The organism is Streptomyces sp. RK9 (assembly GCF_045070545.1).
Classification (GTDB): domain Bacteria; phylum Actinomycetota; class Actinomycetes; order Streptomycetales; family Streptomycetaceae; genus Streptomyces; species Streptomyces alboflavus.
Genome location: NZ_CP173703.1, coordinates 2801010 through 2819974 on the forward strand (window position 1 = coordinate 2801010; position 18965 = coordinate 2819974).

Here is an 18965-nt window from a genome sequence, read left to right on the forward strand (position 1 = left end):
GTTGAGATGTGGTGCACCACGCGTGACCGGGGGGAAGGGGAAATCACGGGGAAGTTCCCGGATGCGCGGATTGTGGGGTGAAGGCCCGGGAAAGTGGGGCGGGTCACTCCGGTCGGGCCTTTCGGTGGGGGCGGGAATGGCCGGAACCGGAGCGTGGAAAAGATTTTGTGAATGCATTCACAAGCTCGCAAGGGTCTTTGGTCCTTCGGCGTCAGCGCAGGTGAGAGATCGTTTTCCGGAAGTGTTCGCGCCTCCGGCAGGACCTTCTCCCTCTCGGATCAGGGCTTTTTCGGAAGCTCCGCGTGGTGCTCCGGAGGTCGAATGGAGACGTCACCACAGGGTCGCGAGAAGGAGTGCCTGCCATGGAGACCGAGGAGATGGTGGACGGACTGGTCCAGAGGGCGCTCGGCGCGCTGGCCCGCTTCGAGTCCTACGACCAGGAACAGGTCGACCACATCGTCACGAAGGCCTCCCTGGCGTCGCTGAACGCGCACGGGGAGCTGGCCCGGCTGGCGGTCGAGGAGACCGGGCGCGGCCTCTTCGAGGACAAGGCCGTGAAGAACCTCTTCGCGTGCGAGCACGTCGTGAACTCGATGCGGGGAGTGAAGACCGCGGGCGTCATCTCCCGCGACGAGCTGAACGGCATCACCGAGATCGCCGAACCGGTCGGCGTGGTCTGCGCGATGACCCCCGTCACCAACCCCACCTCCACCACCGTCTTCAAGGCCCTCATCGCCCTGAAGACCCGCAACCCGATCGTCTTCGCCTTCCACCCGAGCGCCCAGAACTGCTCCGCCGAGGCCGCCCGCATCGTGCGCGACGCCGCGGTCGCGGCCGGGGCGCCCGAGGACTGCGTGCAGTGGATCGAGGCCCCGTCGATGGCGGCCACCGGCCTCCTCATGCGCCACGAGGGCGTCTCCACCATCCTCGCCACCGGCGGCAACGCGATGGTCCGCGCCGCCTACTCCTGCGGCAAGCCCGCACTCGGCGTCGGCGCGGGCAACGTACCCGCGTACATCGCGCGCAGCGCCAAGCTGAACCGCGCCGTGCACGACGTCGTGCTCTCCAAGGCCTTCGACAACGGCATGATCTGCGCCTCCGAGCAGGCGGTCGTTCTCGACCGGGAGGTGTACGACGAGGGGATCGCCGAGTTCCAGCGGCTCGGCGCGTACGTCGTGTCGGCGGCCGAGAAGACCAAGCTGGAGGAGTTCGTCTTCGGCACCACGGCGTTCGCCGCGAACTGCGCGGGCGCGAAGCTGAACGCGGACGTCGTCGGCAGGTCCGCGCGGTGGATCGCCGAGCAGGCCGGGTTCGAGGTGCCCGAGAACACCCAGATCCTGCTCGCCGAGTGCGCGGAGGTCGGCGAGGGCGAGCCGCTGACCCGCGAGAAGCTGTCGCCCGTACTGGCCGCGCTGAAGGCGGACTCGACCGAGCAGGGGCTCGAACTCGCCGCGCGGATGGTCGAGTTCCACGGCCTCGGGCACAGCGCCGCCATCCACACCGAGGACGAGGCGCTCGCGGAGGAGTTCGGCCGGCGCGTCAAGGCGGTCCGCGTCATCGTCAACGCGCCCTCGACCTTCGGCGGCATCGGCGACGTCTACAACGCCTTCCTGCCCTCGCTCACCCTCGGCTGCGGCTCCTACGGACACAACTCGGTGTCGAACAACATCTCCGCGGTCAACCTCGTCAACGTCAAGCGGATCGGACGGCGGAACACCAACATGCAGTGGTTCAAGGTCCCGCCGAAGATCTACTTCGAGCGCAACGCGCTGCGCCACCTCGGCGAGATGGAGGGCATCGAGCGCGTCTCGATCGTGACCGACCGGACGATGTCCGAACTCGGCTTCGTACGTCGCGTGACGGACATCCTCGCCGCCCGCACCGAGCCGGTCACCGTGCAGGTCATCGACGACGTCGAGCCCAACCCGGAACTCGCCACCGTGCGCGCGGGCGCCGCCCGGATGCGGGACTTCCGGCCGGACACGATCATCGGCCTCGGCGGTGGCTCGCCGATGGACGCGGCCAAGGTCATGTGGCTGATGTACGAGCACCCCGAGGTCGAGTTCGCCGACACCAAGGAGAAGTTCTTCGACATCAGGAAGCGGGCTTTCCGCTTCCCGGGCCTGGGGGAGAAGGCGCGGATGGTCGCCATCCCGACGACCTCGGGCACCGGCTCGGAGGTGACCCCCTTCGCCGTCATCTCCGACCCCGAGGCCGCGCAGAAGTACCCGCTCGCCGACTACGCCCTCACCCCGAGCGTCGCCATCGTCGACCCGGTCCTGCCGCTGCGGCTGCCCCCGGCCGTCACCGCCGACTCCGGCTTCGACGCCCTGACCCACGCCACCGAGGCGTACGTCTCCGTGTACGCCAACGACTACACCGACGGGCTCTGCCTCCAGGCCATCAAGCTGATCTTCGAGAACCTGGAGCGGTGCGTGCTGAACGGGGCGGACGACCCCGAGGCCCGCGAGAAGATGCACAACGCCTCGACCGTCGCGGGCATGGCCTTCGCCAACGCCTTCCTCGGCCTCGTGCACGCGATGGCGCACACGCTCGGCAACACGTTCCACGTCCCGCACGGGCGCACCAACGCGGTGCTGCTGCCGCATGTCATCCGGCACAACGGCACCGTGACGGGCAAGGCCACGCCCTGGCCCAAGGCCGAGGTGTACCGGGCGCCGGAGCGGTTCCAGGAGATCGCCCGGATGCTGGGCCTTGCGGCGGCCACGCCGGAGGAGGGGGTCGAGTCCTACGCCCGGGCCGTCGAGGAGCTGCGGGCCCGGTGCGGGATTCCTGCCTCCTTCCGGGAGGCGGGGGTCGACGAGGCCGCCTTCATCGAGGCGCTGCCTCAGCAGGTGAGGAACGCTTACGCGGATCAGTGTGCGCCCGCCAATCCGCGGATGCCGATGCTCTCCGAGCTGGAGGGGTTGATGCGGTCGGCGTATTACGGGGTGGGGCTGCGGCCTGAGGTTCGTTGTTCCCCGCGGGGCGTGGGGGTTGAGCGCGCAGTTCCCCGCGCCCCTTACGGGGCTCGGTACGCCGTGCCCCGCGCCCCTCGCGGGGTCCTCAGCGTTTGGGCCAGTACCAAAGCGGCTCGTCCAGGAGACTTTCTCGGCCTGCCACTGTTGTTTCGCCCGACTCCTTCACCAGCTCGATGGAGTTGACGTCCACGCGGTGGCGCCGAGCCCCCTTCGCGACCGCCTCCGCCAGGGGGTCGGCGTGGGTCACCAGGACGATCTGGGTGTCCTTCGTCGCGTGCAGGATCAGGTCCGCCAGGGGGCGCAGCAGGTCCGGGTGGAGGCTGGTCTCCGGCTCGTTCAGGACCAGGAGCGAGGGCGGCCGCGGCGTGAGCAGCGCGGCCGCCCACAGCAGATAGCGCAGCGTCCCGTCGGACAGCTCGGCCGCGCCGAGGGGGCGGTTCAGCCCCCGCTGGTGCAGCTGCACCTCGAACCGCCCGCCGTTGTCCTCGACCCGCACCCGCGTGCCCGGGAACGCGTCGTCCACAGCCGCGTCGAGCGCCCCGGTGTCGCCGATCTCGCGGATGGTCTGCAGGGCCGCCGCCAGGTCGGCGCCGTCGTGGCCGAGCACCGGCGTGCGGGTGCCGATGCGGGCGGCGCGGGCGGGCGCGTCGGCGTCGGTGCGGACGTGGTCGTAGAACCGCCAGGAGCGGATCAGCTCGCGCAGCCGGAGCAGGTCGGGCGCGAGCTGCGGGTCCGCCAGCTCGCTCAGCATGCTGTCGTACGGCCGCAGGCCCTGCGTGCGGTGCCAGCCGCCGTCCGCCGTCCGCGTGCGCACCGCGGGGCCCGCGCGGTCGCAGAGCAGGGCCGCGGGGCGCAGGACCGGGCCCGCCCAGGTGCACTCCCGTTTGATCTCCGGGTCCAGGTTGAACAGGGACGGGGCCGCGCCCTCTCCCGACGTGGGGATGGGGTGCCCGAAGTCGACCGCGTAGCCGAACTCGTCGCCCGCGAAGCCCAGGCGCATGCTCGTCGCCTCCGCCTTGGCCTGCCCTGCCCACAGGGCGGAGGGGAGGCCGCCCTCCCTGGCCAGGGCCGCGACGGCGCCCCCGCTCGCGGAGTCCGCCAGCAGGCGGAGGGCTCTGTACAGGCTGGACTTGCCGGTGCCGTTGGCGCCCGTGATGACGTTCAGGCGGTCCAGGGGGACGATCAGTTTGCGCAGGGAGCGGTAGTTCTCGACGGCGAGTGTGCGGATCATGTTCCTGAGGGTCGCAGGTGGGACTGACAGTGGCCCTGGGCGTGGGGTTCTCACGGGGCTGCGCCCCTGGCCCCCCCTTTCGCCGCTTCGCGGCTCGTCCTCAAACGCCGGACGGGCTGAACTACCCCGCCTCGGCGGAGAGGCTGCCGGCTGCTCGCCTGCGCATCGCCACCAGCAGCGTCACCGCCGTCCCCGCCACCGCCCACGCCGCGAGCACAAGCAGCGGGCCCGTCACCGCGTTGCCCTGGAAGTACGCGATCGAGCGGGCCACCCAGGTGCCCGCGCCCGGTGGCAGGGCCGGGCCGATCGCCTCCCAGAACGGGGGCAGCATCGGCAGCGGGAAGGCGCCGCCCGCGCTGGGGTTGCCCGCCACCACGATGACGAGGACGGCCAGGCCGATGCCGACGACGCCCGTGATCGCCTCCAGGGCCAGCGTGAACGCGCCGACCGCGAAGGTGACCAGGGCGCCCAGGCCCCACAGAGCCATGACCGAGCCGGGCAGGGCGCCCAGGATCGGGCCGATGATGACCGCGCCGCCGAGGCCGCCCGCGAGGGCGAGCAGGGCCATCGCGCCGAGCCGGATCGCCGCGCGCTGGGGGTTCGCGACCTTCGAGCCCGCGCTGATCGACATGATCGAGGCGCACAGATAGCCGCCCACGCACCAGCCGACGACCAGGTAGAACGACGACAGGCCGTTGAAGTCCTGGGGCGAGGCCGCGGCGACGTCGACGGGCCGCACCGAGCGCTTCTCGGCGCCGTCGGCCTTGACGGCGATCGTCTCCAGGGCGTTGGCGAGGGCCTTCCCGCCGCCGGAGGCGACCAGGAGGGTGTCGGTGGTGCCCCGGGGGTCGACGATCAGAGCCCCGTCGATCTTCCGGTCCATGATCTGCCGACGCGCCTCCGCCTCGTCCTTGACCACGCGCGGGTCCAGTGGCTCGCCGGGCAGCTTCGCCAGCTTGTCCCTGGTCTGCGCGGCCGCGTCGCCCGGCGCGACGACCCCGAAGGCCACGTCCCGCGGCTTCGGATGGTGCAGCGCGCCCACGTAGGAGGCGATGAACAGCAGCTGGAGGGCCAGTACACCGATGACCAGCAGGGCTGCTCGCGGGGTGACGGCGCTCTTCAACTCGTCGGCGAAGGTCATGCCTCCCACGCTCCGAGGCGCCCGGGGGTCACGCAGGCGGGGTGGGCCGAATGGATGACAGGGCCGCCTCTAGTGCGTGGGCACCAGGACGCCGGAGCGGCTGGTCCGGGGGCACCAGGGCAAGACGGCGGCAGGGGACGATGCCCGGCAGGGGCGCCGGAGGCAACTGTGGGAGACGCGCGAATCCCGCGCTTGCACGCACTTGCCTAGCGGCGTCTGGAGTGAGTTACAGGTGGCGACTTTTCTGTACCGGATCGGACGGTGGGCCTTCCGGCGGCGCCGTCTCGTGGGCGGTCTGTGGCTGGGAGCCCTGCTCCTCGCCGTGGCGGCCGCCGCCGTGGCGCCGGCCGCGGAGGAAGAGGACCTCTCCATGCCCGGCACCGAGTCGCAGGAGGCCTTCGACCTCCTCGACGAGCGCTTCCCCGAGAGCAACGCCCAGGGCGCCGAGGCCCGCCTCGTGTTCCAGGCCCCGGACGGGCAGCGGGTGACGGCCAAGGAGAACAAGGCGGCCGTCAAGGACACGCTCGGATCGCTGGACGGGGGCGACCAGGTCGCGTCGACCACCGACCCGTACCAGACCGGAGCCGTCAGCAAGGACGGCACCATCGCCTACTCCACGATCACCTACAGCGCGGACGCCCGTGATCTGACGGGGGAGACGAAGAGCGCCCTGGAGGACGCCGCGAGCAAGGCCAGGGACACCGGGCTCACCGTGGAGATCGGCGGCTCGGCCCTGGAGGCGGAAGAGGCGCCGGGCGGCACGACGGAGATCATCGGCGTGGCGGTGGCGGCCGTCGTCCTCGTCCTCACCCTCGGATCGCTGGTCGCGGCAGGCCTCTCGCTGCTCACCGCCTTCGTCGGCGTGGCCATCGCCTTCGGCCTCGTCTCCGCGCTCGCCGTACCGCTGGGCCTGACCGACACCGTCGCCATCCTGTCGCTGATGCTGGGCCTCGCGGTCGGCATCGACTACGCCCTCTTCATCACCTCCCGCTACCGCGACGAACGCGCCCGCGGCAGCGACCCGGAGGAGGCCGCGGGCCGGGCGGCGGGCACGGCCGGGTCCGCCGTCGTCTTCGCCGGGGCGACCGTCTTCATCGCCCTGGTCGGCCTCGGCGTCGTCGGCATCCCCGAACTCACCAAGATGGGCCTGGGCGGCGCGGGCGCCGTGGCCCTCGCCGTCCTCGTCGCACTGACCCTGGTCCCCGCGCTGTTCGGCTTCTTCGGCCGCCGCGTGCTGGCGCGTGCCGTGCGCGAGGCTGCGGAAGCGCCCCGAAGGGGCGCGGGGAACTGCGCGACCGGCCACGACGAACCCGCAGGCGACCGGCAACCCATCGCGGCAAATCCAGCGAAGCGCATGGGCACCCGCTGGGCGCGGTTCGTGCTGCGCCGCCCCGTGGCCGTCCTGATGGTCGCGGGCCTCGGCCTCGGCGCCGTCGCGACACCGGCGCTGAGCCTCGAACTCGGGCTGCCCGGGGACGAGTCCAAGTCGGTGGAGACCACCCAGCGCCGCGCCTACGACCTGCTGTCGGACGGCTTCGGACCCGGCTTCAACGGCCCCCTGACCGTCGTCGTGGACGCCTCGGACGCGGCGGACACGCGGGCCGCCACGGACCAGGTCGTCAAGACCGTGCGGGACATGGACGGGATCGCCTCGGTCGGTGCCCCGGTGCTCAGCAAGACCAAGGACACGGCCGTCCTCACCGCCGTACCGAAGACCGCGCCCAACAGCGGCGACACCAAGGACCTGGTCAACGAGATCCGGGGCGCGGTCTCCGGCGTCGAGGCCACCACGGGCGCCGGGGTCCTCGTGACCGGCAACACCGCGATGAACATCGACATCTCCGAGGCCATGTCCGACGCCCTCGTGCCCTATCTCGCCGTGGTCATCGGCCTCGCGGTGCTGCTCCTGATGGTGGTGTTCCGCTCGCTCCTGGTCCCGGTCAAGGCCGCGCTCGGCTTCCTGCTCTCGGTGGGTGCCGCCTTCGGCGTCCTCGTCGCCGTCTTCCAGTGGGGCTGGGGCGCGGACCTGCTGGGCATCGAGCAGACCGGCCCCGTGATGTCGCTGATGCCGATCCTCGTCATCGGGATCGTGTTCGGCCTCGCCATGGACTACGAGGTCTTCCTGCTCACCCGGATGCGGGAGGCGTACGTCCACGGCGCGTCGCCCGGCGAGGCCATCGTCACCGGATTCCGGCACAGCGGACGGGTGGTGGCCGCGGCGGCGGTCATCATGGTCAGCGTGTTCGCCGGGTTCATCGGGATGAGCAGCCCCACCATCCAGACGATGGGCGTCGGCCTGGCCACCGCCGTCGCCTTCGACGCCTTCGTGGTCCGCATGGCGATCGTGCCCGCGGTCCTCGCGCTGCTCGGCCACCGGGCCTGGTGGCTGCCCCGTATCCTGAGCCGTGTGCTGCCGAACGTGGACATCGAGGGCGAGAAGCTGAGCAGGCACGTCCCCGCCCCCGCGACCGCCCCGGACGCGGCGGCGCAGCCGCTCCCCGTCGGCCGGCACCGGTACTGAGCGGGCCATGACGCACCCGGACGGCGGTGGCCCGCGACCGCGCGGCGCGTGGTGGCGGGAGGCAGTGGTCACGGCGACGGCGTTCGCGCTCTGCCTGCTCGGCGGTGTGCTGCGGGACGACGACGGACCGCTGTCACCGCCGTCCGTCGCCGCCTACTTCATCGCCGTGGTGTCCAGTGCCGTGCTGCCGCTGCGGCACCGGGCACCCCTGGCCGTCATGGCGGTCACCAGCGCGAGCGCCATGCTGGTGCCGCCCCTCGGCCTCCTGCTGAGTCCGCTCATCGTGGCCCCCGCCGTGATCACCGCCTACTCCTACGCCCGCACCGTGCGCAACGAACGGCGCGCGGCGGGCGCGGTCCTGCTCATCTCCGCGGCACTCCTGGTCGCCGCCACCCCCCTGTTCGGCGCCCTCTCCTGGAAGGACGCGAGCAGGGTGGCGGCGGTGGCGGCGTTCCCGCTGGTGGCCGGGGTGTTCGGGCGCTCGGTGCAGAACCGGCGGGCCTATCTGGCGGCCGTGGAGGAGCGGGCCCTGCGGGCCGAGGAGAGCCGGGACAGCGAGGCGCGCCGGAGGGTGGCCGAGGAACGGGTGCGCATCGCCCGGGAGTTGCACGACCTGGTGGCCCATCAGATCACCTTGGCCAACGCGCAGGCCACGGTCGCCGCCCACCTCTTCGACACCCGCCCGGAGCAGACCCGCAAGAGCCTCAAGGAACTCGTCGAGACCACCAGCGACGCCCTCGACGACCTGCGGGCCACGGTCGGCCTGCTGCGCCAGACCGGGGACACGGAGTCCGGGGACCCGGCCGCGCCCGCCGAACCCGCGCCCGGCCTGTCCCGGCTGCCCACGCTCCTGGAGTCCTTCCGCCGCGCGGGCCTTGACGTGTCGGTGCACGAGGACGGCACGGCGAGGCCGCTGCCACCGGGAGCGGACCTCACCGCCTACCGCATCGTCCAGGAAGCCCTCACCAACGTGACCAAGCACGCCGGCACCGGCAGCGCCCGGGTGCACCTCGCCTGGAGCCGCGACCGCGTGACCGTCACCGTCGCCGACGACGGCAGGGGCGCGCGTCCGGCGCCGACCGCGGCCACCGGAGCGGGTGCGGGCACGACGACGGACCGCCCGCCCGGCTACGGTCTGATCGGGATGCGCGAACGGGCCACCGCGATCGGCGGCCGGCTCTCCGCGGGCAGACGCCCGGAGGGCGGCTTCCTCGTCCGTGCCCAACTGCCCCTGCCGCCCGCCAAGGACACCACGCGCACGACCGACGGAGCCACGACCACCGAGGGACACATGCCGGACACAGCGAAGGACGACGGGAGTACGGGCGGCCACCGGGCCGGAGGCGCGCCATGACCCTGCGCGTGCTGCTCGCCGACGACCAGGCCCTGCTGCGCGGGGCCTTCCGGCTGCTCCTCGACTCCGCCGACGACATCACCGTGGTCGGCGAGGCCGCCGACGGCAGGGAGGCGGTGCGGCTCACCCGGCAACTGCGCCCCGACGTGGTGATCATGGACATCCGGATGCCCGAGGTGGACGGTCTCACCGCCACGTCGCAGATCTGCGCGGACCCCGAACTGCGGGGCAGCCGCATCCTGATCCTCACCACGTACGAGACCGACGAGTACGTCGCGCAGGCGCTGCGCGCGGGGGCCGGCGGCTTCATCGGCAAGGGCATCGGGGCCGAGGACCTGCTGGCGGCCGTGCGGACGATCGCCGACGGCGACACCCTGCTGTCCCCGGCCGCGACCCGCTCCCTGGTGACCCGGTTCCTGGCCACACCGGACGAGGCCCCGCCGCGCCGCCCCGAGCAGCTCGCCGTGCTCACCCCGCGCGAGCGCGAGATGGTGGCCCTGGTCGCGACCGGTCTGTCCAACCAGGAGATCGCCGAGCAGATGTTCCTCAGCCCCTTCACCGTCCGCGCCCACGTCCAGCGCGCCATGACGAAGCTGGAGGCCCGCGACCGGGCCCAGCTCGTCGTCATCGCCTACCGGACGGGCCTGGCCCGGGCGACCGGCGACTAGCTCACGGCGCCGGGGCGAACTCGGGCAGCGTCAGGGCCGAGTGGGCCGGTCGTACCGTCGCCGACGGCATGGCGTCGAGGCCGCGCAGCATGGTGTTGCGCCGCTCCAGGGCCTCGGCCGTCGTGGGGAAGAGCGTGGCCCCGCCGTTGTCGACCAGGGCCTGGTTCAGGGTCACGAACGCGCGGACACCGTGCTCGTACGCGGTGAGGGCCGCGGCGGGGTCCCGGTGCGCGGCCAGGGAGTGGGCGAGCACGTAGGCGCCGACGAGCGCGAGGCTCGACCCCTGGCCGGTGAGGAACGAGGGGGCGTACGCCGCGTCACCGACGAGGGCGACGCGGCCGCTCGACCAGTGGGGCATGCGGATCTGTCCCGCCGTGTCGAAGAACAGGTCGTCCGCGCCGCGCAGGGCGTCGACCATCGCCGGGACCTCCCATCCCGCGTCGGCGAACACCGCGGCGACCAGGTCCCGTTGGACGTCGGGGTTCCTGAGGGCGGCGAGCGGCGGTCGCGGCCGGTGGAAGGTCAGGAAGGCGTGCAGCTCGTCGCCCCCGGTGGCGTAGAGGGCCGCGGCCCTGCCCGGGGTGTTCCACATCATGAGCTCGCGGGAGAGCCCGAAGGCGTTCGGCATGGTGAAGACGGCGAAGCACTGGCCGAGGTAGCGGTGGAAGCGCTCCTCGGGGCCGAACAGGGCGTTCCGGGTGGCCGAGTGCATGCCGTCGGCGCCGACGACCAGGTCGAACGTGCGCTGCCGCCCGCTGCGGAACGTCACGTCGACCCCGTGCCCGGACCGGTCGAGGGTGTCGATGGAGTCGCGGAAGAGGAACTCCACGTCGTCGCGGACCAGCGCGTGCAGGACCTCGGCCAGATCCCCGCGACGTACCTCCAGGTCCTGTCTCTCCACGCCGGCGGTGGCGCCGGCGGCGGCGCGCCCGTCGACCGAGGCCACGGTGGAGCCGTCGGCGTCGAGGAAGGTGAAGCGGCGCAGCTCGATGTGCGCGTCCCGCAGCCGCGGCAGGATCCCCATCCGCCGGACCACCTCCGTCGCGGTGCCGCGGATGTCGATCGGGTAGCCGCCGCCGCGCAGCGCCCCCGCCTTCTCCACCACCGTGACCGTGTGTCCGGAGCGGCGCAGCCAGTACGCGAGGGTGGGCCCGGCGATGCTGGCGCCCGAGATCAGGACGGTGCGCCGCGCGGCCGCCGTCCTCGCGTTCGTCGACAGATCGACAGAGGTCATGCCTGGGTTCCCTTCTTCGTGAAGCGGACGACGAGCAGTGCCAGGGCGGCGACGAGACCGGCGACGACGAAGCCGGTGGCGAAGGCCGATTCGGCCGGCGGACCCGCCCGGTCGGCCCCGGCGTCGAGGATCGCGCCGCCGACCTGGCCGCCGATGGCGACGCCGATCACCCGGGTCACCACGAGCAGTCCGGTGGCGATGCCGGTGTCCTCGGTCCCGACGGCGGTGGCGGCGCGGGTGAGCAGCGCCGTGGACGCGACGCCCGCGGCGATCGCGGTCAGCACCTTCGCGAGGGCGAGCTGCCACTGAGCGGTGTGCAGCGAGGCCAGGGCGAGCGTCGTGGCCGTCGTGACGATCGCTCCCGCGACGAGCACGGTACGCAGACCGAGGCGCCGCGCCGCGACCCCGCCGACGGAGTCGCTGACCGCCCCGGCGACGGCGCCGGGCAGCAGGAGCAGGCCGATCTCGGTGGTGCCGAGCCCGAAGCCGTACCCGTCGGCCTCCAGCGCGAACAACTGCGGGAGCAGGAAGGCCACCATCCCGAAGGCGGCGGTGACGACGAAGGTGAGCACGCACGAATGCCAGATGGCGGGCCGGGCCAGCATGCGCAGGTCGACCATCGGCGAGGCCGCCCGGCGCTCGACGACGACCCATCCGGTCGCGAGGGCGACCACGACCAGCGCGAGGGCGCCGACCGCGAGGGGCGGCAGGCCGGAGCCCGTCACCTTCACGAGCCCGAGCATGAACACGAGCAGCGTGCCGCTCAGGAGCACCACGCCGGGCCAGTCGATCCCGGTGTCCGCCCGGACCGGCGGATCGTGCGGCAGCAGCCGCGCCACGGCCGCCGTCGTCACGACGATCGCGACGGTCGGCAGCGCGAACATCCAGTGCCAGGAAAGCCCGTCGGAGATCGGCCCCGCGCTCAGCGTCCCCACCATGCCGCCGCCCGTGAACAGCGCCATGACCAGGCCGATCGCGAGCCGTGACGCAGCCGGCGAGAGGTGTTTGCGTACGAGGATGAAGGAGAGGGGCAGCGCGCCCACCATGACGCCCTGCAGCACCTGACCGACCAGGAGCACCGGCAGGTTCGGCGCCAGGGCGGCCAGCAGACCGCCGGCCGAGACCACGGCCATCAGCAGGACGAGGACCCGCTTGCCGCCGTAGCGGTCGCCGAGCTTGCCCGCGACGGGTGCGACGACCGCACCGGTGATCAGTAACGTGTTGCCGATGAGGGCCCCTTCGGCGGGACTGACCCCCAACTCGCGTTGCAGCTGCGGGAGCGCGGGCTCCACCACGGACTGCAGGGTGCCGAGGGCGAGTGCCAGGATGCCGAGGGCCGCGATCGAGAACCTCCCGACGCGGGCCGGGGGAAGGACAGTTACGGACATGGGTGTCCCGTTCGTCGTGGGCGTGGGGTGCGGGCGAGCGCGCTCACCTGCGGGACGCGCGTCTCCCACACTTGCCTCCTGACCCCCGGCCGGGCATCGTCCCCCGCCGCCGTCTTCCCCTGGTGCGCCCGGACCAGCCCGCACCCGCCCTGGTGCCTGCGCACTACGGGCAGGTGCGGGGCCCGGCTCCCGAAGGGTGCGGTGCCCCGCCGCGGCAGGCCGGCGTCACCATGACCGCGATGACCTGCCCGTCGAGCCGGGGTGGGTGAGGACCAGCGGTTCAAGGCGGCGGGCCACCAGGTTGACCGCGCCGTCGGCCCGTTCGACGCGGCCGTGGACCAGGAGACCGGCGTTGTCGACGGCGAGCTTCATATGGGCGTCCCAGACCGGCGGGGGCACGATCACGTTCGTCATGCCGGTCTCGTCCTCGATGTTGAGGAAGCAGGTGCCCTTCGCGGTGGGCGGGCGCTGGCGGTGCGTGACGAGGCCGCCGATGGTGACCGGGGTGTCGCCCGGCAGCCGCCGCACCTCGGCCGCGGTCACCACACCGCTCGCCTCCAGGTGGGCGCGGAGGTGCTGCACGGGGTGGCTGTCGGGGCTCGACCCGGTGGCCCACAGGTCGGCGAAGGTCTGCTCCACCGCGGTCATGGCGGGCAGGTCCGGGGCCGTGGGCGGGGTGGTCGCCCCGGGCAGGAAGCCGTCGTCGACACCGGCCAACGCCCCGGCCGCCCACAGCGCTTCACGCCGGTCCACGCCGAACGCGGCGAGCGCGCCCGCGGTGGCGAGGTTCTCCAGGACCCTCGCGGACAGCCGGGTGCGCCGGGCGAAGTCCTCCAGGTCCCGGTACGGCCGTCCGGCGACGACCTCCGCCGCCGCCGCGTCCGACATCCCCCGTACCCCGCCGAGGCCGAGCCGGATGGCCCGGCCGCCCTGGGATTCCCCGTCGGCCTCCAGCCCGGCCCGCGGACCCGAGCAGGTCACGTCCACACCGTGGACCCGGACGCCGTGGCGGCGGGCGTCGCCGATCAGGGTGAGCGGTGAATAGAAGCCCATGGGCTGGTTGGCGAGCACACCGGCGATGAACGCGGCCGGGTAGTGCAGCTTCAGCCAGGCCGATGCGTACACGATGTGCGCGAGCGACTGGGAGTGCGACTCGGGGAAGCCGTAGCCCGAGAACGCCTGGATCATCGTGTAGAGCTCCTCGGCGGCCTGCTCCGGAATGCCGCGCTCGGCCATCCCGGCGAGCAGCCGTCTGCGCAGCTCCGCGACCCGTTCGGGGGCGTGCTTGGCGGTGAGCGCCTTGCGCAGGGTGTCGGCCTCGCCGGGGCCGAGGCCCGCGCAGTCCATCGCGAGGAGCATCATCTGCTCCTGGTAGAGCGGGACTCCGAGCGTGCGCTTCAGGGCCCGCTCGGCGAGTGGATGGGGGTAGCTCACCGGCTCGTCGCAGGCTCTTCGGCGCAAGTACGGATGGACGGACCCGCCCTGGATCGGTCCGGGGCGGATCAGCGAGACGGCGACCACGAGGTCCTGGAAGTCACGGGGTCTCAGGCGCGGCAGCGTCGACATCTGCGCGCGTGATTCGACCTGGAAGAGACCCACGGTGTCCGCACGCGAGATCATCTCGAAGACGCCGGGATCGTCGGCCGGTATGGACGCCAGGTCGTAGCTGACGTGGTGGTGTTCGGCGATCAGGTCACAGGCCGTGTGCAGGGCGGACAGCATGCCGAGACCGAGCAGGTCGATCTTGACCAGGCCCGCCTCCTCCACGTCCTCCTTGTCGCCCTGCAGCACACTGCGGCCCTCGGCGGTGGCCCACTCGACGGGCATCACCTCGCCGATCGGGCGGCGGGTCAGCACCATGCCGCCGGAGTGCACACCGAGATGGCGGGGCAAGCCGGTGAGTTCCGCCGCCAGTTCGCGTACGTCGTCGGGTATGTCGGCGTCCTCGCCCGGGGGTTCGTGGTGCTGGATGTGCCGGGTCATCTCGTCGATCCGGCCGAGGGGGTATCCGAGCCCGCGGGCGGCGTCGCGGACGGCGAGCCGGGGGCGGTACGTGATGATGTTGGCGACCTGGGCGGCATGGCTGCGGCCCCAGCGTTCGTAGACGTACTGGATGGCCTTCTCGCGGTGGGCGTTCTCGAAGTCGATGTCGATGTCCGGGGTCTCGGCCCGCTCCAGGGAGAGGAACCGCTCGAAGAGCAGCTGGTGCTTGACCGGGTCCACGGCGGTGATGCCGAGGACGTAGCAGACGACGGAGTTGGCGGCGGAGCCCCGGCCCTGGCACCAGATGCCGTGGTCCATGGACCAGCGCACGATGTCCCACACGATCAGGAAGTAGCCGGCCATCTCCAGGCGGTCGATGACGGTGAGTTCGTGCTCCAGCTGGATCCAGGCCGTGTGGGCGGATGCGCGCGGACCGTAGCGGCGCTCGGCGGCCCGGACGGCGAGCTCACGCAGGTACGACATCTCGGTGTGGCCGGGCGGCGCGGGGAAGCCGGGCAGCTCGGGCCTGAGTTCGGCGAGGTCGATGCTGCAGGCGCGGCCGAGTTCCAGGGTGGCCTCCCGTACGCCGGGGTAGCGGGCCAGGCGCCGGGCCATGTCGCCGGGGGCGCGCAGATGCGCGGTGGGTGCCGGGGGCAGATGGCCGGCGGCGTGGTCCAGGTCCTCGCGGCGGCGCAGCGCGGTCAGGGCCTGGGCGAGCCGGGCGTCGCGCGGGCGGGCGTAGTGCACGGCGTTCGAGGCGACGACGGACAGGCCGAGCCGGCGGGCGGCGGCGTGCAGGGCGTCGTTGCGCGGGGTGTCGGTGGGCAGGGCGTGGTCGATCAGCTCGGCGTGCAGGTGATCGGGGCCCAGGAGGCCGAGGAGCGTCTCGAGGCGGCGCGCACCGGCTCCGGGGCAGCCGGTCAGGACTGCCAGGTGCCCGTCCCGCACGTCCTTGGCGAGCCGCGCCGGGTCGTGCGCCGGCTGCTGCTTGGCGCCGGCGAGCTGGGCGGCGCTGATGAGCGCGGACAGCTGGGTGAAGCCGGTCAGGTCACGGGCGAGGACGAGCACGGGCCCGTACGGCTCGGGCAGGCTCAACTCCGCTCCGTACGCGGCGGAAAGGCCGTGCCCGCGCGCGGCGGAGGCCAGTCGGCGGGCGGCGTAGAGCCCGTCCCGGTCGGTCACGGCGAGCACCTCGACGCCGAGGCGCGCCGCCTCCGCCGCGAGCACCTCCGGGTCCGACGCGCCCTGCAGGAACGAGAACGAGGAGTGCGCGTGCAGCTCGGCCCACCCGGCCGGGACCGGTGCCGCGACGCGGCCCCGGGCGGGCAGCCGCAGCACCTCACCCATAGTGCGCCTCCGCCCACCATCGGCCCTGCTCGAGGACGAGCAGCCAGGCCGGGCCCGCCTCGGTGACGACCTGCATCCGGACCAGGCGGCGGGCCCGGACGGTGTTCCACCACTGCTCGAGTACCGGCCACGGCCCCGCCCAGCCCCGCACCGCGACGGGCCGGTGGCCCTTGACGATCAGCCGGACCGGTGGCGCGGACAGGACCAGGCGTGCCGAGATCGCCACCGGCTCGCCCGCGGCGTCCAGCAGCCGTGCCTGCTCCAGCTGCGCGGGCACCCATGCGGGGTAGGGGGCGGGCAGCTGGCCGGGCCAGGGTCCGTCGGGCAGCCGGTTCTCGGGCGGTACGTCGCCGAAGGCCACGCGTATCGCCCGCTCCGCGGGCCCCCGGCCGCCGCCGAGCGCGACCCGGGTCACGGCGTCGTGCCCGAGCATCGCCTGCAGACGGGCGGCGGCGGCCTCCAGTTCCGCGACCCCCGGCGCGCCGAACAGCTGCTGCTGGCGGCCGGTCGCCGCGCTCAGCGCCTCCGGGCGCAGCGCAAGCCGGACGATGCCCGCGGTGGGCCCGCCGCCGTCGGCCAGGGCGCCGGTCTCCTGCCAGGCGGCGAGCTGCCAGCGCACCCGCTCGGCGACCGCGAGCTCCGACAGCCTCCCCTCGTGCCGCCACAGCCGGGTCAGCCGCTTCCCGCCGGTGAGTTCGAGGGCGACCTCGACCCGGGCGCACACCGCGCCGGCCGCGGCAAGGCGTTCGTGCAGCTGCCGTGCGAGTTCCTTCGCCGCGAACGCGACCGGCTCGAGCAGGGTCACGGCCGGCTTGAAGTCGTGGGCGACGGTGAGGTCCTGCCCGGGCGCCCGGGTGCTCAGGCCGTGCGCTTCGAGGCCGCGGGCGATGCGATGGGCGGCCGCGCCGTCCGTGCCGAAGCGGGCGGTCACCTTGTCGCCGGGCAGCGCCGCGAAGGCGCCCAGCGTGGGCAGCCCCATCCGGGTGAGGAGCACCGCGAGCTCGGGGCGGCCGAGCACGCCCACCGGGTACGGGGCGAGGAACCGAGCCGTCCGCCCCGCCGGGACGAGCCGGCCCTGACGGGCGGCGAGCGCGGCGGCGAAGACGGTGTCCGCGGCGCCCACCCGCACCGTGAAGCCGACGGCTGAGATCGCTTCGGTGATCCGGTCGGCGAGCGCCCGCTCGCCGCCGAAGTAGCGGGCGGGACCGTGCGCGGGCAGCACGAGCAGCCCGGGGCGGATCACCTCCCAACGGGGGGCTATGTGCTGCTCCAGGTGCTGCAGGACCGGTTCGAAGCAGCGGATCTCGCCCTCCACGTCCCGTTCGAACAGCTCAAGGCCGGGCGCCCGGCCGGTCGCCTGCCGCAGCCGCATCCCGCGCCGCACTCCGAGGGCCCGGGCGGCGGCGGAGCAGGCGACGACCCTCCCGCCGCCGACGACGGCGGTCGCCCGTGCCCCGTCGGGGTTGCTGCCGTCGGCGACGATGGGCCAGTCGGGCAACCAGGCACAGGCGACTCGTTCGGCGGTGCTCATCCGACGACGTGCAGACCGCCGTGGCGTGCCGCACCGGGCGGCGCGGCATCGGGCGCGTCGGCCGGGGTGTCCACGGCATCGGGGATGTTCTCGAAGGGGCGGGCCCGTCCGTCGGGGCCGGGCAGCCACAGCCGGGCGGTGCGCGGCGCACCGCCCGCCGCGCCGCGGCCGGTGGCCACGACCTGCACGCGCCGGGCCCGCAGCAGCCCGTGTCCGGCGCCGACGCCTTCCCAGTGCGACGCGGTCACCGCCATCCGCAGCTCGGCACCCGCCCAGGCTCCCGTGGTGAGCAGCACCGCTCCGGTTCGGCGCAGCACGGCCGCGAGCCGCCGGGCCTGCCGGTCGGGAGCCGGGCCGAGCGGACCGAGCAGCAGCACCGGCACGGCCTCCGCGAGCGTGGCGACGACATCGGGCCAGCGTTTGCCGGGGCGGTCCACCCACAGTCCGGTGCCGACGTTCAACCCCATCGAATCGGCGGCGAGCACTCCCAGCTGGGGCAGCCCGACCACCGCCCACGCGCCCGCCTGGGCGGCGGCCGGTGCGGCGAGGGCGAGCAGCAGCGGGAGGTCCTGGCCCACGCTCACGGCCGAGCCGGGGCGCAGCCGGCCGCCGGGCAGGAGGGACTCAAGCTCGGAGGCCACCGGAAACCCGGCGCCGTTTCGCGCATCGTCCCTGCTGGGGACCGGTACTGCTGACGCCATGATTCGAGCATCGGACAACAGTTCGAATATTGCAAGACGAGTTCACCGGCGCCCCGGGGCTCCCGTCCGCCCCACGGGCCCAACCCGCTTTGCCTGCAAGGGGATCGCCCTCCGGGTACGCCCTGGGTGAATTTCCTCGCCGAGGGGCGGGCCGGGGCTCAGGCCGCGGTGGCCTTCCTGAGGGTGCGCAGGCACAGCGAGAGCGCGGTGTGCCGGGGGGTGTCGTAGTCGCGGGTCTGCTCCCAGGCCGCGTAGAGCAGGGCCCACAGGACGCTCTGCAGCCAGGTGTCGCTGACGTCGGGGTCGAGCGTGCCGTCCCGCTGACCGCGTCGGAGCAGGGTGATCAGGGCGCGGTCGGACGGGGTCTCCTCGCCCTCCTCCAGGCCGGACCAGGCCCAGAACTGGGGCACGTCGTAGAGCAGCATGAGCCGGTCGCCGAGTTCGAAGTACTCCAGGCACAGCCGGTCCAGGGCCTCCGGGGCCGGTCCTTCGTCGAGCCGCGCGCGTGCGGTCGCCGCCTCCAGGCGTTCGCCCACGTCCTTGCCGATGGCCGCGAGCAGGTCGGAGCGCTCGGGGAAGTAGCGGTGGACGGTGGTGCGCCCCACCCCGGCGGTCTCCGCGACGTCGGCCAGGGAAGCCGCGTGGTCGGCGGAGAGTCGGGTGACGGCGGCGTCCAGGATCGCGCGCCGGGTGCGGGCGCGGGTGGTGCTCTCCCGCGTGGCGGCGGTGGTGGCGGTGGTGGCTTGCGTGGCCGTGTCGGGCGTGGCTGCGCCTTGCGTGGCAGTGCGGTCGGACCCCATGCGCCCACGGTAGTGCCTCGTGGCCGCACGCATGCCGAATCGAAACTCGGTTGACCGTTGTGGAACATTGTTGTTCCACTGTGGG

12 protein-coding genes are annotated in these 18965 nt (G+C 73.3%); 4 read left to right on the top strand and 8 right to left on the bottom strand.

Features of this window, described 5'->3' with window-relative positions; all coding sequences use genetic code 11:
- The first annotated feature begins 362 nt into the window (after nucleotides 1-362).
- On the top strand, nucleotides 363-3164 hold the full coding sequence (adhE, locus tag AB6L24_RS11355; RefSeq protein ID WP_405654742.1) for a bifunctional acetaldehyde-CoA/alcohol dehydrogenase: 2802 nt from the start codon (nucleotides 363-365) through the stop codon (nucleotides 3162-3164).
- Here the strand turns inward: adhE and AB6L24_RS11360 are convergent.
- Both AB6L24_RS11360 and AB6L24_RS11365 read right to left on the bottom strand, forming a co-directional pair.
- Nucleotides 3067-4212 (bottom strand): AAA family ATPase, encoded by a 1146-nt coding sequence (locus AB6L24_RS11360; RefSeq protein WP_405654744.1) that lies wholly within the window; start codon nucleotides 4210-4212, stop codon nucleotides 3067-3069. The two genes, adhE and AB6L24_RS11360, sit on opposite strands and share 98 nt — an antisense overlap.
- A 121-nt stretch (nucleotides 4213-4333) precedes the next feature.
- Nucleotides 4334-5353 carry a DUF3533 domain-containing protein gene (locus AB6L24_RS11365; protein WP_405654746.1) on the bottom strand — a complete coding sequence of 340 codons (1020 nt, stop codon included), beginning with the start codon at nucleotides 5351-5353 and terminating at the stop codon, nucleotides 4334-4336.
- A 232-nt stretch (nucleotides 5354-5585) separates the two neighbouring features.
- Between AB6L24_RS11365 and AB6L24_RS11370 the strand changes: the two genes are divergently transcribed.
- The 3 genes from AB6L24_RS11370 to AB6L24_RS11380 are packed head-to-tail and all read left to right on the top strand — an operon-like array spanning nucleotide 5586 to nucleotide 9896.
- Complete coding sequence (locus AB6L24_RS11370) at nucleotides 5586-7874, top strand: MMPL family transporter (RefSeq protein ID WP_405654748.1); 2289 nt, start codon at nucleotides 5586-5588, stop codon at nucleotides 7872-7874.
- 7 nt (nucleotides 7875-7881) lie between these two features.
- Nucleotides 7882-9228: a sensor histidine kinase gene (locus tag AB6L24_RS11375; protein WP_405654750.1), complete on the top strand. Its 1347-nt coding sequence runs from the start codon at nucleotides 7882-7884 to the stop codon at nucleotides 9226-9228.
- On the top strand, nucleotides 9225-9896 hold the full coding sequence (locus tag AB6L24_RS11380) for a response regulator (protein WP_405654752.1): 672 nt from the start codon (nucleotides 9225-9227) through the stop codon (nucleotides 9894-9896). Before AB6L24_RS11375 ends, AB6L24_RS11380 begins: the two co-directional genes overlap by 4 nt.
- 1 nt (nucleotide 9897) lies before the next feature.
- On the opposite strand, the gene AB6L24_RS11385 is transcribed toward AB6L24_RS11380, so the two are convergent.
- The 6 genes from AB6L24_RS11385 to AB6L24_RS11410 form a co-directional block, all read right to left on the bottom strand.
- A complete protein-coding gene (locus tag AB6L24_RS11385) occupies nucleotides 9898-11130 on the bottom strand; it encodes an FAD-dependent monooxygenase (protein ID WP_405654754.1) in 1233 nt (410 codons plus the stop codon).
- Complete coding sequence (locus AB6L24_RS11390; RefSeq protein ID WP_405654756.1) at nucleotides 11127-12518, bottom strand: MFS transporter; 1392 nt, start codon at nucleotides 12516-12518, stop codon at nucleotides 11127-11129. Before AB6L24_RS11390 ends, AB6L24_RS11385 begins: the two co-directional genes overlap by 4 nt.
- Nucleotides 12519-12743: 225 nt before the next feature.
- Nucleotides 12744-15848 (bottom strand): error-prone DNA polymerase, encoded by a 3105-nt coding sequence (locus AB6L24_RS11395; protein WP_405654758.1) that lies wholly within the window; start codon nucleotides 15846-15848, stop codon nucleotides 12744-12746.
- On the bottom strand, nucleotides 15841-17379 hold the full coding sequence (locus AB6L24_RS11400) for a DNA polymerase Y family protein (RefSeq protein ID WP_405654760.1): 1539 nt from the start codon (nucleotides 17377-17379) through the stop codon (nucleotides 15841-15843). Before AB6L24_RS11400 ends, AB6L24_RS11395 begins: the two co-directional genes overlap by 8 nt.
- On the bottom strand, nucleotides 17376-18080 hold the full coding sequence (locus tag AB6L24_RS11405) for a hypothetical protein (protein ID WP_405654762.1): 705 nt from the start codon (nucleotides 18078-18080) through the stop codon (nucleotides 17376-17378). Before AB6L24_RS11405 ends, AB6L24_RS11400 begins: the two co-directional genes overlap by 4 nt.
- 158 nt (nucleotides 18081-18238) lie before the next feature.
- Nucleotides 18239-18880 carry a TetR/AcrR family transcriptional regulator gene (locus AB6L24_RS11410; protein WP_405654765.1) on the bottom strand — a complete coding sequence of 214 codons (642 nt, stop codon included), beginning with the start codon at nucleotides 18878-18880 and terminating at the stop codon, nucleotides 18239-18241.
- Nucleotides 18881-18965 lie beyond the last annotated feature (85 nt).

Excerpts from the sequence above, each read along its gene's own strand:
- AB6L24_RS11395 (WP_405654758.1), bottom strand. The coding sequence starts at position 15,848 with ATGGGTGAGGTGCTGCGGCTGCCCGCCCGGGGCCGCGTCGCGGCACCG.
- AB6L24_RS11405 (WP_405654762.1), bottom strand. The coding sequence starts at position 18,080 with ATGGCGTCAGCAGTACCGGTCCCCAGCAGGGACGATGCGCGAAACGGC.
- AB6L24_RS11375 (WP_405654750.1), top strand. The coding sequence starts at position 7,882 with ATGACGCACCCGGACGGCGGTGGCCCGCGACCGCGCGGCGCGTGGTGG.
- AB6L24_RS11400 (WP_405654760.1), bottom strand. The coding sequence starts at position 17,379 with ATGAGCACCGCCGAACGAGTCGCCTGTGCCTGGTTGCCCGACTGGCCC.
- AB6L24_RS11365 (WP_405654746.1), bottom strand. The coding sequence starts at position 5,353 with ATGACCTTCGCCGACGAGTTGAAGAGCGCCGTCACCCCGCGAGCAGCC.
- AB6L24_RS11390 (WP_405654756.1), bottom strand. The coding sequence starts at position 12,518 with ATGTCCGTAACTGTCCTTCCCCCGGCCCGCGTCGGGAGGTTCTCGATC.
- AB6L24_RS11385 (WP_405654754.1), bottom strand. The coding sequence starts at position 11,130 with ATGACCTCTGTCGATCTGTCGACGAACGCGAGGACGGCGGCCGCGCGG.
- AB6L24_RS11380 (WP_405654752.1), top strand. The coding sequence starts at position 9,225 with ATGACCCTGCGCGTGCTGCTCGCCGACGACCAGGCCCTGCTGCGCGGG.
- AB6L24_RS11410 (WP_405654765.1), bottom strand. The coding sequence starts at position 18,880 with ATGGGGTCCGACCGCACTGCCACGCAAGGCGCAGCCACGCCCGACACG.
- AB6L24_RS11360 (WP_405654744.1), bottom strand. The coding sequence starts at position 4,212 with ATGATCCGCACACTCGCCGTCGAGAACTACCGCTCCCTGCGCAAACTG.
- adhE (WP_405654742.1), top strand. The coding sequence starts at position 363 with ATGGAGACCGAGGAGATGGTGGACGGACTGGTCCAGAGGGCGCTCGGC.